This window comes from Megasphaera massiliensis (genome assembly GCF_000455225.1).
In the GTDB taxonomy this organism is placed as follows: Bacteria; Bacillota; Negativicutes; order Veillonellales; family Megasphaeraceae; genus Megasphaera; species Megasphaera massiliensis.
Genome location: NZ_HF954534.1, coordinates 106,329 through 119,920, shown reverse-complemented (window position 1 = coordinate 119,920; position 13,592 = coordinate 106,329). Strand labels below are relative to the sequence as shown.

Here is a 13,592-nt window from a genome sequence, read left to right as displayed (position 1 = left end):
GCATATTCATGCGGCCTTGTATAGAATTTGTCAAGAGGGAAATGGTGATTTCTGTTCAAGGGGGCGGCGAAAAAGATCCTTTTTATTGCGGGCAAGCCATTCCCTATAAGATGATATAAATTAGCCGATAGCGGCTGCCGGGTGTTGTATGAAAAAAAGCGCTGCACGGAAGGCCGTGCAGCGTCTTTTGGCCGTACTCAGACTTTCAGCTTGTCAATCGTATTCACGAAGGCTTCGTAACTTGCCATGCCGTTGACGAGAACGGCTTTTTCTCCGTATTGGATCAGGACTGTCGGCAACTGACGAATTCCCAGAGACCGTGTCAGCTCAAGATCCTTTTGGAAGGCCTCGGAGGCACGACCGTCTTCAAAGGCGCGGCGGAACTGCGCTTTGTCTAAGCCGGCCTCTTCCGCAATGGAGATAAGTTCGTCTGTCTTTGTCGTCTGCCGTGTCTCGACAATGGTTGCCCGGCGAAGCTTCAAGAGAAAGGAAAAAGCCTTTTCGGGACAGCAAATTTCGGCTGCTTTATAGGCGATGCAAAGGGGGGAGGAGGAACGGTGGTCGGCATCGAAGAGGTGGAAGCCGTCCATGTTGATCGGAAGGCCGCCGATGCCTTCTTCCCCCTTGTAAATTCGGGCCAGGCGACGGTTATAGAGCCGAATGCCTTCTTCGGCAGGCAGGGCCCTTTCTTCAGGGAGCATGAAGTCGCTGACATCCCGGACGAGGCCGCTCATGACATAGCGGAAGACGAGGCGGTCGCCGAAATGGGCGGCCAATTTTTCGTAGACCGGCTCCTGTTCATAGGAAAGGCCCATCATGGGGTCCGTAAAGGTGGTGAGGATTATTTTTTCCATGGTATCACCGATAGGGGCTGTCGATAAATTGGCCGTTAGTCGACCAGGTTTTGATATCGTCGAATTTGATGTAGATGTTTTCCGGCGGAATGCCGAGGACGTCCTGGAAGGCAGCGGTCATTTCGGTGCTGAAGACTTCGAAGCCGGCGTGGTCCGGACGGCCGAAGAGGGAGGCTTCGATGTAGGCGATTTTCCAGGTATCCTTGCCGCGAAGGTAGAGACGGCACTTATCTTCAATCCCAAAGAGGAGATAGTTTTCGTTCAGGCCGGGAACGGCTTCGATGGCTTTTCCCAGACGGGATTTCAATTCTATTTCTTGGTCGCGGCTGACCGGTACGTTTACTTTGGCCATGACAAAAGGCATTAGGCAGCCCTCCATTCTTGTAACTGAGCTAAAATCTTGTCGGCTACTTCCTGATGCTTCATCTGGTATGTGTGGCCTGTCTTTTCGATGAAGATCAGGGAATTGTCTTTGGCAGTCGGCATGTGGGCATTGAGGTTTCTTAAAAATTCAGACGGATCGCCGTCGGTGAAGTTGTCGTACGTGCCTACCAGGAGGGCTCCCGTATGGGACACGGCCGAGGCCTGTGAAAAGTCCCCGTCTTTTGCGGTGTGGACGTTATTGAGCAGATTAGAAAACTGCCAGTCCCAAGCCGTGTCGGCAATGCAGGTTACCCAGCCCATGAAGGGGAAGGGCAGCATTTTGTCGCCGTCTCCGCGCTCGACCTGTTCTTTGATCAGCGTTTTTTCACGGTTGGTGACGCCGGACATCATATAGGTCAGGTTGGCCGGCGACAGGAGGAAGAAGTGTTCCACCCGTTTATCGTGATGGCGGGACAGATAGTAAATGACCTTATTGGCGCCGAGGGAATGGCCGCCGAGGATGATGTGCTTGTAGCCTTCTTGTTGGGCAAAGGTGATGTAAGCGTCGAGGTCGTCGTCGGTATAGGCAAAGCGTTCGTTCCAAGAGCCGATCGTTTCCTCCTTGCCGGTACGGACGTTGACCGTCGGGATTTCACTGAAGGCGTTGTTGGTCTGGGCGTAGATGAAATCGATGTCACCGCTGTTTAAGGTGTCGCCGATGTTATAATAGAAGGGGTTGGAATAAAAATTGCCGTGGATGCCGGTGATGGCAATCATGACGGTGTCGGCTTTACGTTCTTTCTGGTTGCGAAAGAGGACGCCGTTTAAGACGACGCCGCGATTAGTCGGCACGTTCAGTTGAAACATCATGACCTGTCAGTCCTTTCTGAAAATGCATTTGTGAGACGGTGACGAGTAACAGGCGTTGCAGGATATGCAGGCAGCTACGGTCGTTTCGCCGCTTTTGAGTTTATTCGGCAGATCCGGTTCCCGCAAAAGGGGGCGGGAGAGGGCGATCATTTCGATCTTGGTTTGGTTCAAAACCTCTTCCATCGTATCGAGGCTTCTCAACCCGCCGACGAGGATGACCGGAACGTCGGTGGCTTCTGCCAGCTTGGCTGCAAAAGGGGCGAAGTAAGCTTCATTTTGATGGGCGCGGATGCCGGGGACGGACGTGCCGTTGCCGCTGACTTCAATGGAATCGAGGCCGGCCTGACAGAGGTGCAGGGACATATCGAGGCTTTGGGCAGCGTCTAAGCCGCCGGCCATGAAGTCGTTGCTGTTGATCTTGGCCGTGATATGGAGGGCCGGGGCCTTTTCCCGGATGGCCTTTATGATTTCTGTGACCAGCCTGGTCCGATTCTCCGTGCTGCCGCCGTATTCATCCGTTCGGTGGTTGACCAAGGGCGAGACGAAGCGGCTCAAAAAGAAGAAGTGGGCGACGTGGATCTGGACGCCGTCAAAGCCGGCTTTTTCAGCGCGAAGGGCGGCGGCGATGAATTGATCCCGCACGGCGTGGATTTCTTCCGTCGTCATGTCGTCGGGCTCGACTTGCTCGAAGCTGTTTCCGACGGGGCGGTAGTAGGCTCCGAGGGCGAGCTGGGTGATGACCGGGACGCCTTGGGCGTGGATGATATCAGTCAACTTTTTGTACTGCGGAATGAGGGCGTCGTCAGAAAGGCGCATCATGCCGCCGAAGTAATAGTCGTTGGCAGACACGCTGGTAAAACCGGTGATGATGAGGCCGACGCCGCCTTTGGCAATTTCATCGTAGATACTGTAGGCTTCTTCAGTGACGCTGCCGTCGCGGTTGGCAATGCCTTCCCAGGTCGCCGACCGTACCAGGCGGTTGTTGGCTTTCAGATTTTTCAAGGTTATGTTGTCAAAGAGGTGTTTCATCATTTTTCACTCCTATCAGATTATCGGATTAGATTGATTTTTTGTTCTGCCTACATTATAATTAGAAACGTAGAAAAAACAAGAAGAGAGATTTTTCTTCGTAACTATAAAAAAATATAGTAAAGGTGATTTTATGGGAAATAAACCGCTTCCGAAAGAACAAAACATCTATGAAACAGACTGCCCGATTCTCTATGCCATGGAGATTATCGGTCAGAAATGGAAACTGCCGATTTTATGGTATATGGCCGATGCCGAGAACCAGACCCTGCGCTATGGGGAATTGGAACGAAAAGTCGTGGGCATTACGCCGACGATGCTGACCAAGTGCCTGCGGGAATTGGAACACGACAAGCTGGTAACACGAAAACAGTACAGTACGATTCCGCCGACCGTCGAGTATTCCCTGAGCGAACGGGGAAGGAGCCTGATCCCGGCCCTGCAGTCGGTCTATGAATGGGCCGAGTCACAGTTGGATTCGAGCCGTGAATAGGTGCGCTGTCAAAACGCAGCCGGCGTCTCCTTTTTGCCTTATTGATAAAAAATAGGACAACCAAGGGAGCTGAAAGGGGGGCGGAGAGGCGGCGGAACGCAGAAAATGGCGGAACTGCCTAATTTCTCCCAATCTATTGCAAAGTTTGACACTCCCGCGGTATAATGTATAATTGATATGATATAACAGTGTAAATTGCAGATTTTGTAAATTGGAGGTCTCGGATAGGTGTTAAATAAACTCATACAAAGACTGCTCGGAAATAATACAGAGCATGAACTGAAGAAGATGTGGCCCATCGTTCGCCGCATCAATGATCTGGAGCCGAAATTAGCCGGATTGAGCGATTCGTCGCTGCAAGAAAAGACCTTTGAATTCAAAAATCGTTTGGCTGCCGGTGAAACGCTGGATGATATCCTGCCCGAAGCCTTTGCCGTCGTTCGTGAAGCATCCCGTCGGGTAACGGGGATGCGTCATTTTGACGTCCAAATCCTGGGCGGTATCGTCCTTCATCGCGGGGATATCGCCGAAATGCGTACCGGTGAAGGGAAGACCTTGGTTGCGTCCCTTCCGGTATACCTCAATGCCTTGACCGGTAAGGGCGTTCACGTCGTCACCGTCAATGACTACCTGGCTACTCGTGACAGTGAAGACATGGGCCGTATCTATAAGTTCCTCGGCCTGTCCGTCGGCCTCATCGTCCACGATCTCACGTATGAACAGCGCCGCCGGGCTTATAACGCCGACGTCACCTACGGGACGAACAACGAATTCGGCTTCGACTACCTGCGTGACAACATGGTCATCAGTGCCGACCAGATGGTACAGCGCCCCCTCAATTACTGTATCGTCGACGAAGTGGACTCGATCCTCATCGACGAAGCGCGGACGCCGCTCATCATTTCCGGCCCCGGTGAAAAGTCGACGGAGTTGTACAGCACCCTGGCTGCCATCGTCAAGCACTTCGACAAAGAAGACTACACGATGGATGAAAAGCAAAAGACCATTGCGCCGACCGATTCCGGTGTCGCCAAGGTCGAAAAGATGCTGGGCATCAGCAACATGTTCGACAACGAACACCTTGATTTGAACCACTTGGTCATCCAGGCCCTGCGGGCTCGCTTCATGATGCACCGCGACAAGGACTACGTCGTAAAGAACGGCGAAATCGTCATCGTCGACGAATTTACGGGCCGTCTCATGTTCGGCCGCCGTTACAGCGATGGCCTCCATCAGTCCATTGAAGCTAAGGAAGCCGTCAAGGTCCAGGGCGAAAGCAAGACCCTGGCTACGATTACCTTCCAGAACTACTTCCGTATGTACGACAAGCTGGCCGGCATGACCGGTACGGCCAAGACGGAAGAAGACGAATTCAATAAGATCTATAAGCTCGACGTCTACGTCATTCCGACCAATAAACCGGCCATCCGTAAGGACTTGCCCGACGTCATCTACAAGACGAAAAACGCCAAGTACCGTGCCGTCGTGCGGGAAGTCATCAAGCGCCACGCTACGGGCCAGCCGATCCTGGTCGGTACGACGTCGATCAATCAGTCGGAAATCTTAAGTCAGCTCCTCAATAAAGAAAACATCGTTCACAACGTGCTGAACGCCAAATACCATGAAAAAGAAGCGGAAATCATCAAGAACGCCGGCCAGCGCGACATGGTCACCATTGCGACCAACATGGCCGGCCGCGGCACGGACATCAAGCTCGGCGAAGGTGTTGCTGACCTGGGCGGCCTGATGATCATCGGTACGGAACGCCACGAAAGCCGCCGTATCGACAATCAGCTCCGCGGTCGTGCTGCCCGTCAGGGCGACCCGGGGACGACGCAGTTCTTCCTGTCCCTCGAAGATGACTTGATGCGCATCTTCGGTTCGGAAAACATTTCCCGCTTCATGGATAAGCTGGGCATGGACGAAGACGAACCGATTACGGCCAACATGATCACCCGGTCCATTGAAAAGGCTCAGAAGAAAGTCGAAAGCCACAACTTTGAAATCCGTAAATACGTCCTTGAATACGACGACGTCATGAACCAGCAGCGTGAAGTCCTCTACAACCAGCGCCGCCAGGTCCTGACTGCCGACGACTTAAAGGATACGATCATGGGCATGGTCGACGACATTATCCTTGCCGAACTCGACAAGTATGCCGATGAAAAACTGTATCCCGAAGAATGGGATTTTGCCGGCCTCTTGGCCCAGATGCAGCAGTACTTCGTACCGAAGCACGCCGTAACCGTCGAAGAACTGGAAAACATGAGCCGTATCGAAGTTCAGGAAAAACTGAAACAGATCGCTGTCGATCTCTATAACGAACGGTTCAACGAATTTGGCGAAGAGACCATGAAGGAATTGGAAAAGGCCGTCATGCTCCGCGTCGTCGACAGCAAGTGGATGGATCATCTGGACGCCATGGATGCCCTTAAAGAAGGGATCAACCTCCGCGCCTACGGCCAGAAGAACCCCTTGGTCGAATACAAATTCGAAGCCTACGAAATGTTCTCGGAAATGGTGGAATCGATCAAACGGACGGTCATTACCTTCCTGTACCACATTCAGGTTACGTACAGCAAGCCCGTTCCCCAGGCCGAAGACCATCTGCAGGGGGCTCATGAAGTCCACGAAGAAAGCAAGCCCGTCAGCGCCGAAGACATTCAGCGCGATGAAGAACAGGGACGGGAATAAAGAACGAGACGTTATTAATATGACGAAAAAACGATATTTAACTGAAAAGTTGGTGATTAATTGTGTTATTGGATGAAATGCGTAAACCGCTGGAAGATTTAAAACAAAGAATACAAGAAATCGGGGATTCACTTTAACTTACCTCGGAAAAAAGAACGTATCATGGATTTAGATATCCAGATGAGCGACCCCTCATTCTGGAACGACCCGGACAAGGCTAAGCAGATTTCCCAGGAAGCGACCCTGCTCAAGACGGAAGTCGAAGGCCACGAAACGCTGGTCCGCAAAGCCGATGACCTCATCGACTACCTCGACATGGCCATGGAAGACGGCGACGCCTCCTTTGCAGCGGACATCGAAAAACAGTATAATGACCTTCTGCGGGACATTGAAAAGCGGGAAGTCCTCTTGCTCTTATCCGGTGAGTACGACAACTGCAACGCCCTCATTACCTTCCACGCCGGTGCCGGCGGAACGGAAGCCCAGGACTGGGCGCAGATGCTGATCCGCATGTATACCCGCTGGGCCGAACGGAACGGTTATAAATTGACCGTCCTCGACATGCAGCCCGGCGATGAAGCGGGCATCAAGAGCGCGGCCTTCCGCGTCGAAGGCGACTATGCCTACGGCTATTTGAAATCGGAAAAAGGCGTTCACCGCCTGGTCCGCATTTCTCCTTTTGACGCTGCAGCCCGCCGCCATACGTCCTTTACGGCCGTCGATGTCATGCCGGAACTGCCTGACGATGTCGAAGTCGAAATCAATATGGACGACGTCCGCGTCGATTATTTCCGCGCCTCCGGTGCCGGCGGTCAGCACGTCAACAAGACGAGTTCCGCCGTCCGCATGACCCACATTCCGACGGGCATCGTCGTCCAGTGTCAGAATGAACGGTCTCAGCTCCAGAATAAGGAAATGTGCCTGAAATATCTGCGGGCCAAACTCTTTGAATTGGAACAGGAAAAGCAGGAAAAACTGAAAGCCGAAATCGGCGGCGTCCACCAGGCTATCGAATGGGGGAGCCAGATTCGTTCCTACGTATTCCACCCCTACAACCTGGTCAAGGATCATCGGACCAACGTCGAAACGGGGAACATCCAAGCCGTCATGGACGGTGACCTCGATATCTTTATCGAAGGCTACTTACAACAGGCGAAGGAACAGAAGTTATCGAAGCAGGAGCTTTAAATGAAGAAATGGATCATTGTCTGTGTCCTGGCTGCGGTCTTTTTGGTCGGCGCCAACTCCTTTGCGCCGCAACTGGCCGAGGTCGGTCTGTCACAGGCCTTGTCTGCTAAATTTAATTTGCAAAACGATGATGTCCGCGTCCAAGCATCGCCGGGAGCGAAGATTTTTCTCGGCGATATCGACGCGGTTACCGTTCATGCTACGAATTTTATGGCCGGCGATTTGAAGTTCGCTAATTTTGACAGTAACCTCTATGGGGTCCACTTCCAGCCTTTGCAGGCCCTGGTGTATCAGGAACTGCGCGTGACCCGCGTCGAAAGCGGGGATATGGCGGCGTCCATTCGCCGGGAAGACCTGGAGGACTACCTGGTCAAGAAAATCGATGGCCTGACCGACCCGAGCGTCTCTTTTGAAGGCGATTCGGTCCGCGTTCAGGGCAAGGTGAAGCTCGGCGGCCTGGTATCGGCCCGGGCTGACGTCCGCGGCCATTTTGGCATGAAGGGTACGAAACTGATGTTCATCCCCGAGACGGTCACCGTCGAAGGGCTGGGCATGCAGGTCAGCACGACGAAGCTGGCCAGCGCAGAGATTTACGATTTTACGGATTTCCCCTTGGGAATCCAGCCTGATCGCGTCGTCCTCCACGACGGTCTGTTGACCATTCACGGCCAGGTGAGCAATTCATAGATAAGGTGAAGAGAATGACAAACATAAATAAACGCAGTATGCGGATGATGATGCTGATCGTGTTCATCGGTCTCATCACGGCGATCGGCCTGTGCATACAGCGCAATGCCGTAGAAAAACAGTCGACGACAATTGAACAGGCGATGGACTTCGATGCCGTCGTCTTGATGGCCCGCAACGACGGCTACGATTTGGATACGGCCCTTCAAATGGCCCGCGATGCCGGCGTTACGAGTTTTACCATTTATGATACGACGCTCAACAAGCTGACCCAGCGCGGGGAACTGTCGCTGGTTACGAAATTGGGGGCCGATCTCTATTATCCCCAGTTCGGCATTACCGATAAGTCCTATGACTACTATCTCATCGGAAAGCCTCAGGGCGAACAGGACCTCTACTTCGATGAAGTCGTGTCCGACCTCAGCACGCGTCTTGGCAGCGATAAGGTCAAAGTCATGTCCAACGGTGCCTACCGCATTGCCGGCATCAAGGGCGTCATGCCCGGTCTCGGCGACGTCAACTTGGGCATCCTGAGCGCCGATGCTAAGATCATCAGCGACCACGGCTTCTACGTCATCCTGCGGCCGACGAATTACAGCAACCCGACGAAGGCCGACGTCGACCATTTCTTTGCCCGGGCTGACAAGATCCAGGACGTATCGGGCATCATGTTCGTTGGAAAAGAAGTGTTGGGCTATACGCCGGTTGCCGGCGAACGAAAGGATATGCTCGACTATACGGCGGACAATTTGAACCGCCGCGACATCCCGTTCTATATGATCGAGTCCGTCGATCAGCTCCAGTACAACCAGCAGGACGGCATGTATGATCTGTCAGGTCTCGTCCATTATCGGACGGCCCGGGTCTATGCCATGGCCAAGGAAGAACTGGAAAAGATTACGCCGGAAGAAGCGGCTATGCGCTTTTACATCAGCGACCTTGAACGAAACGTCCGGGTCAATCTCTATCCCTTGTATAAGAAGCCCCTTCACGGCATGAACCTGACTCAGACCAACTTGTCCTATATCAAGACCGTATCGGATAAGCTGACTGAACGGGGTTATACCCTCGGCCGGGCTTCGGTCATGGAAGCGTACTATCCGAACCGCCTGTTCTTAGCCATCGTAGCAGCGGCAGCGGCCTGCGGATTCGTCTTCGTCCTCAACCTGCTCATTCCGTTGAAGGACCGGCAGAATTATATTCTCATGGCCCTCGGTATCGTCGTCGCCGTCATCGGTGCCGTCGTCGCCAAAGGAGCCTTGTTCCTCCAGACCTGGGCCATCGGCTGTGCTGCCGCAGCGCCGACAGCGGCCATTCTCTTGTCCCTCGATTACTGGAAACAGAAGAAGCTTACGAAGAAACTCGGCTACGGCCGGGTCATCCGTGACGGCACGCTGGGCCTTTTCTTTGCCGTAGCCGTCTCCATGATCGGCGGTCTCTATATCGCCTCTATGCTGGGCAACATCCGCTTCTTCATGGAATTTGATTTCTACCGCGGCGTCAAGCTGACCTTCATCCTGCCGCTCCTTCTGGTGGCTATCGGCTACCTGCGCCGGTTCCCCCTCATGGGGCAGACCATTGCGTCGCCGGCAGATCTTAAGGTCTTTGCCAAGGATTTCCTCAACATCCCCATTAAGATGGGGACCATCCTGATCCTCGGCGTCATCGCCGTGGTCGGCATCATCTTTGTCGGCCGCAGCGGCCATACGTCGGGCGTTCCCGTACCGGGAATCGAAGTCGCTATGCGCCGCTTCTTAGAAAATGTCATGTACGCTCGTCCCCGGGAAAAGGAATTTCTCGTCGGCCATCCGAGCTTTTATCTCATGGTAGCTGCCTTGTACCGTAAATGGCCGCAGCTGCTGCACTTCTTCCTGGTCATCGCCGCCACGATCGGTGTCGGCTCCATGGTGGAAACCTTTGCCCATATCCGGACGCCTTTCCTCATGTCCTTTATCCGCGGCATCAACGGCTGGGTAACGGGGATGGTCGTCGGCATCGCCCTGATCATCGCCATTGCCATCGTCCGTTACGTCACGACGTGGCTGGGAAAGCAGGTGGAAAACCGTGACTAGGGTCGTTATTTCCGGCTATTACGGCTTTGCCAATGCCGGCGACGAGGCCATGTTGGCGGCTATCGTCGGCTCGTTAAAAGACATCATTCCCGACGTGGATATTACGGTCATTACCGGAAACTGCCGAATGACTCGGGAAAATCATAAGGTACAGGCTGTTCATCGCCTGAATTTCTTTGCTATCGCAGCGGCCATTCGCCGCTGTGATATTCTTATAAGCGGCGGCGGCAGCCTGCTCCAAGACGTGACCAGCGCCCGTAGCCTCCACTACTACCTGTGGATCATGAAAATCGCCTTGTTCTTTAAAAAGCCGGTCATGCTCTATGCCCAGGGCATCGGTCCCGTCCGCGGCATCAAGGCCCGGAAGGCTGTGCAGAAGGTCCTGCAGCAGGTCGCCGTCATCGGCGTCCGCGACCGGGAATCGAAGGCGGAACTTTCTGACATGGGCGTAACCCGTCCGCCTATCCATGTGACGGCCGACGCCGTCTTGTCCATGCATCCCGTCGATAAGGCTATCGGCCGTCAGATTTTGGAACGGCACGGAGTTACGGGAAGCCGACGGAAAGTCGGTATTGCCGTTCGCAACTGGCAGGGCCATCAGGCCTATAAGGACGCCATTGCCGAGGCAGCCGACCGTTTGCAGCAGCAAGAAGACGTGGACATCATCTTCATTCCCATGCAGCATCCGGAAGACGTCGACGCCGGCCGCGATATTGCCGACCGTATGAAAAAGGCGGCCATCGTCCTCGACGACCGCTATTCGACGGTAGAATTCATGTCCCTCATGGGCTGCATGGATGCGGTCATCGCCAACCGGCTCCACGCCCTCATCTTTTCGGCTCTTATGGAAACGCCGGCGACGGCCATTTCCTATGATCCGAAAATCGACAGCTTCATCCATCTCATCGGCGATCGGGTCTGCGGGACGACGGAATCGGTGACGGCAGAAGCCTTAGCCTCCCGCGTCAGTCAGCAACTGGCCCAAGGGGGACTGGCACCTGCCATCAAGGCCCGCCTCAACCATCTGCGCCGCCAGTCCCTGCGAAATGCCTACTTGGCCCTGCGCATTTTAGAAGGGCGGGACGGCGTCCGCAAACGACTCGAACAGCATCGGAGGTCTCTATGATTGAATTTAAAAATGTATCCAAGGTCTACGACAATGGTTCCGTTGCCCTCGACCAGGTATCCCTTCAGATCGGTAAGGGCGAATTCGTCTTCGTCGTCGGCGCCAGCGGTGCCGGCAAGTCGACGCTGATCCGCCTCTTGTCTCATGAAGAACTGCCGACGAAAGGGTCTGTCTTCGTGAACGATATCGAAGTCAACCGCCTGGCCAAGAAGAGCGTGCCCTACCTGCGCCGTAAAATGGGCATCGTCTTCCAGGACTTCCGCCTCCTGCCGAATAAGACGGCTCAGGAAAATGTGGCCTTTGCCATGGAAGTCATCGAAGCACCGCGCCGCGTCATTCGCCGCCGGGTCCGCGAAGTCCTCGATCTGGTCGGCCTCATCGGCAAAGCCGACGCCCTGCCGAAAAACCTCAGCGGCGGGGAACAGCAGCGCGTAGCCATTGCCAGAGCCATCGTCAATCGGCCGCTCCTGCTCATTGCCGACGAACCGACAGGGAACCTCGATCCCGATACGTCCGAGGATATTATGGAAGTCTTTAAGAAAATCAACCACATGGGAACGACGGTCCTCATGGTAACCCATGACAAGACCTTAGTCGACATGATGAATAAACGCGTCATCGAATTGGATGACGGCAAGGTCGTCCGTGACGAACAGCGAGGAGGATACGACGATGAAAATTAGAACCATGCACTACTACACCGTCGCTGCCTTCCAATCTTTTTGGCGCAACCGCTTCATGTCGGTGGCCTCTATTGCAACGGTCGCCATATCCCTGTTCATCTTGGGCATCTTCATGACCCTCGTGGCCAATCTCGACTATTTTGCTGAAAATCTCGAAAGCCAGGTTGAAATCACGGTCTACTTGAAAGACGGTGCCACCCAGGCTGACATCGACAGCGTCGCCCGCCGCCTGCAGGCCCTGCCCGACGTCAAGTCGGTCACCTTTACCGATAAGAATCAGGCCATGGATATCTTAAAGGAACGCATGAAGGACCAACCGGGTATCCTCGATGCCTTAGAAGGGAAGAATCCCCTTCCGAGTTCCTATGAAGTGACCTTTACTCAGCCGGAAGCCGTCCGGCGGACGGCGGACATCGTCGCCGATTACCCGGAAGTCGAAGGGACGCATTATGGTCAGGAAATCATTGAACAGCTCTTTAAGATCACGACCATCATCCGTTGGGGCGGCATTGCCCTCATCGTCTTCTTGACCCTGGCCATGTTGTTCATCATTTCCAATACGATTCGCCTGACCGTCTTTGCCCGGCGTAAAGAAATCGCCATCATGAAATACGTCGGGGCGACGAACTGGTTCATCCGCTGGCCCTTCCTCTTAGAAGGCCTGTTCCTGGGCTTTATCGGCGGCGTCATTGCCGACATCGCCCTTTATCAGTTCTACGACTTTGCCGTCGCGTCGATCCATGAGTCCCTGGCCTTCTTGCCGATGGTCAGCGTCTTTCCCTTTATGTACCGCACGGCAGGCGTCCTCTTGATCATCAGCATGGTCATCGGGGCCATTGGCAGTACCATTTCTCTGAAACGTTATATGAAGGTGTAATATGTTTAAAAAATACGTTATCCCGGTTGTCGTTGCCGCCTTATTGACGCCTAACTTCGCCGTCCTGGCCGAAGATGAAGACTTGCAGAATCAGCTGTCGGACGTCCAGAACCGGATGGCGCAGGAAAGCGAGAAGAAGGCCCAGGCCGAAGCTGTCATCGGCAGTGTCAATGACAAGCTTTACGCCATCCAGCAGCAGCTCGAAGCAGCTCAGCGCGACTACCAGGCCGTAGCCAATGAATTGAAGGCGACGGAAGAAAAAATTGCCGCCACCCAGGCTGAACTGGAAAAGACAAGGGCCCGGCTCAAGGTCCGGGAAGGCGTCTTTACCAAGCGCGTCCGCGACATCTATATGCACGGCCAATTGAGCTATCTCGACGTCGTCCTCGGGGCCAAGGATTTCAGCGATTTCTCGAACCGCCTGGAATTACTGCGCCGCATCATCGACGCCGATATCACCTTGATTTCGGATATTCGTAAAGAACGGGCGGCCATCGAAACGGCCAAACAGGAACTGGAAACCCAGCGTGCCCGCCAGGCCCAGCTCCGCGACCAGGCAGCGGCCAAGCGCGATGAAATCGAAAGCCGCCGCAAGGAACAGCAGGCCATTCTCTATCAGGCTCAGAACGATAAGGCCGTGGCCGAACAGGCTTATA

Annotated in this window: 13 protein-coding genes; 9 read left to right on the top strand and 4 right to left on the bottom strand. The window is 54.1% G+C overall.

Features of this window, described 5'->3' with window-relative positions; all coding sequences use genetic code 11:
- Nucleotides 1-197 precede the first annotated feature (197 nt).
- The 4 genes from TX77_RS01625 to TX77_RS01610 are packed head-to-tail and all read right to left on the bottom strand — an operon-like array spanning nt 198 to nt 3,119.
- A complete protein-coding gene (locus TX77_RS01625; RefSeq protein WP_049917263.1) occupies nt 198-854 on the bottom strand; it encodes a DsbA family protein in 657 nt (218 codons plus the stop codon).
- A 4-nt stretch (nt 855-858) separates the two neighbouring features.
- Nucleotides 859-1,218, bottom strand: coding sequence for a tautomerase family protein (locus tag TX77_RS01620; protein ID WP_044503089.1), 360 nt, complete (start codon nt 1,216-1,218; stop codon nt 859-861).
- On the bottom strand, nt 1,218-2,087 hold the full coding sequence (locus tag TX77_RS01615; RefSeq protein WP_230197998.1) for an alpha/beta fold hydrolase: 870 nt from the start codon (nt 2,085-2,087) through the stop codon (nt 1,218-1,220). The genes TX77_RS01620 and TX77_RS01615 overlap by 1 nt, the downstream gene beginning before the upstream one ends.
- Nucleotides 2,088-2,093: 6 nt before the next feature.
- The gene (locus tag TX77_RS01610; protein ID WP_230197997.1) at nt 2,094-3,119 is read right to left on the bottom strand and encodes an NADH:flavin oxidoreductase; all 1,026 of its coding nucleotides are present in this window, start codon (nt 3,117-3,119) and stop codon (nt 2,094-2,096) included.
- 130 nt (nt 3,120-3,249) lie between these two features.
- Here TX77_RS01610 and TX77_RS01605 point away from each other — a divergent pair, with 130 nt between their 5' ends.
- The 9 genes from TX77_RS01605 to TX77_RS13780 all read left to right on the top strand — a co-directional run.
- Nucleotides 3,250-3,609: a winged helix-turn-helix transcriptional regulator gene (locus TX77_RS01605; protein ID WP_044503087.1), complete on the top strand. Its 360-nt coding sequence runs from the start codon at nt 3,250-3,252 to the stop codon at nt 3,607-3,609.
- A gap of 228 nt (nt 3,610-3,837) precedes the next feature.
- Nucleotides 3,838-6,303: a preprotein translocase subunit SecA gene (gene secA, locus TX77_RS01600; protein WP_071822270.1), complete on the top strand. Its 2,466-nt coding sequence runs from the start codon at nt 3,838-3,840 to the stop codon at nt 6,301-6,303.
- 77 nt (nt 6,304-6,380) lie between these two features.
- Nucleotides 6,381-7,491, top strand: a protein-coding gene (prfB, locus tag TX77_RS01595; protein ID WP_373690753.1) for a peptide chain release factor 2 whose coding sequence is annotated in 2 segments (ribosomal slippage) — nt 6,381-6,425 and nt 6,427-7,491 — 1,110 coding nt in all. Because the reading frame shifts where the segments join, the coding sequence is not laid out codon by codon here.
- Nucleotides 7,492-8,178, top strand: coding sequence for an LmeA family phospholipid-binding protein (locus TX77_RS01590; protein ID WP_044503086.1), 687 nt, complete (start codon nt 7,492-7,494; stop codon nt 8,176-8,178).
- A gap of 14 nt (nt 8,179-8,192) precedes the next feature.
- On the top strand, nt 8,193-10,250 hold the full coding sequence (locus TX77_RS01585) for a DUF5693 family protein (protein ID WP_044503085.1): 2,058 nt from the start codon (nt 8,193-8,195) through the stop codon (nt 10,248-10,250).
- Entirely contained in the window at nt 10,243-11,376 is a 1,134-nt protein-coding gene (csaB, locus tag TX77_RS01580; protein WP_044503084.1) for a polysaccharide pyruvyl transferase CsaB, read from the top strand. The genes TX77_RS01585 and csaB overlap by 8 nt, the downstream gene beginning before the upstream one ends.
- Nucleotides 11,373-12,059 carry a cell division ATP-binding protein FtsE gene (gene ftsE, locus TX77_RS01575; protein WP_044503083.1) on the top strand — a complete coding sequence of 229 codons (687 nt, stop codon included), beginning with the start codon at nt 11,373-11,375 and terminating at the stop codon, nt 12,057-12,059. Before csaB ends, ftsE begins: the two co-directional genes overlap by 4 nt.
- Entirely contained in the window at nt 12,049-12,936 is an 888-nt protein-coding gene (ftsX, locus tag TX77_RS01570; RefSeq protein WP_044503082.1) for a permease-like cell division protein FtsX, read from the top strand. Before ftsE ends, ftsX begins: the two co-directional genes overlap by 11 nt.
- Before the next feature lies 1 nt (nt 12,937).
- Nucleotides 12,938-13,592 (top strand): murein hydrolase activator EnvC family protein (locus TX77_RS13780; RefSeq protein ID WP_044503081.1); only part of this gene is annotated, 655 nt, incomplete at its 3' end.

What these genes read in the sequence shown, in the direction of transcription:
- TX77_RS01625 (WP_049917263.1), bottom strand. Translation starts at nt 854, where the DNA reads ATGGAAAAAATAATCCTCACCACCTTTACGGACCCCATGATGGGCCTT.
- TX77_RS01620 (WP_044503089.1), bottom strand. Translation starts at nt 1,218, where the DNA reads ATGCCTTTTGTCATGGCCAAAGTAAACGTACCGGTCAGCCGCGACCAA.
- TX77_RS01615 (WP_230197998.1), bottom strand. Translation starts at nt 2,087, where the DNA reads ATGATGTTTCAACTGAACGTGCCGACTAATCGCGGCGTCGTCTTAAAC.
- TX77_RS01610 (WP_230197997.1), bottom strand. Translation starts at nt 3,119, where the DNA reads ATGATGAAACACCTCTTTGACAACATAACCTTGAAAAATCTGAAAGCC.
- TX77_RS01605 (WP_044503087.1), top strand. Translation starts at nt 3,250, where the DNA reads ATGGGAAATAAACCGCTTCCGAAAGAACAAAACATCTATGAAACAGAC.
- TX77_RS01590 (WP_044503086.1), top strand. Translation starts at nt 7,492, where the DNA reads ATGAAGAAATGGATCATTGTCTGTGTCCTGGCTGCGGTCTTTTTGGTC.
- TX77_RS01585 (WP_044503085.1), top strand. Translation starts at nt 8,193, where the DNA reads ATGACAAACATAAATAAACGCAGTATGCGGATGATGATGCTGATCGTG.
- ftsE (WP_044503083.1), top strand. Translation starts at nt 11,373, where the DNA reads ATGATTGAATTTAAAAATGTATCCAAGGTCTACGACAATGGTTCCGTT.
- ftsX (WP_044503082.1), top strand. Translation starts at nt 12,049, where the DNA reads ATGAAAATTAGAACCATGCACTACTACACCGTCGCTGCCTTCCAATCT.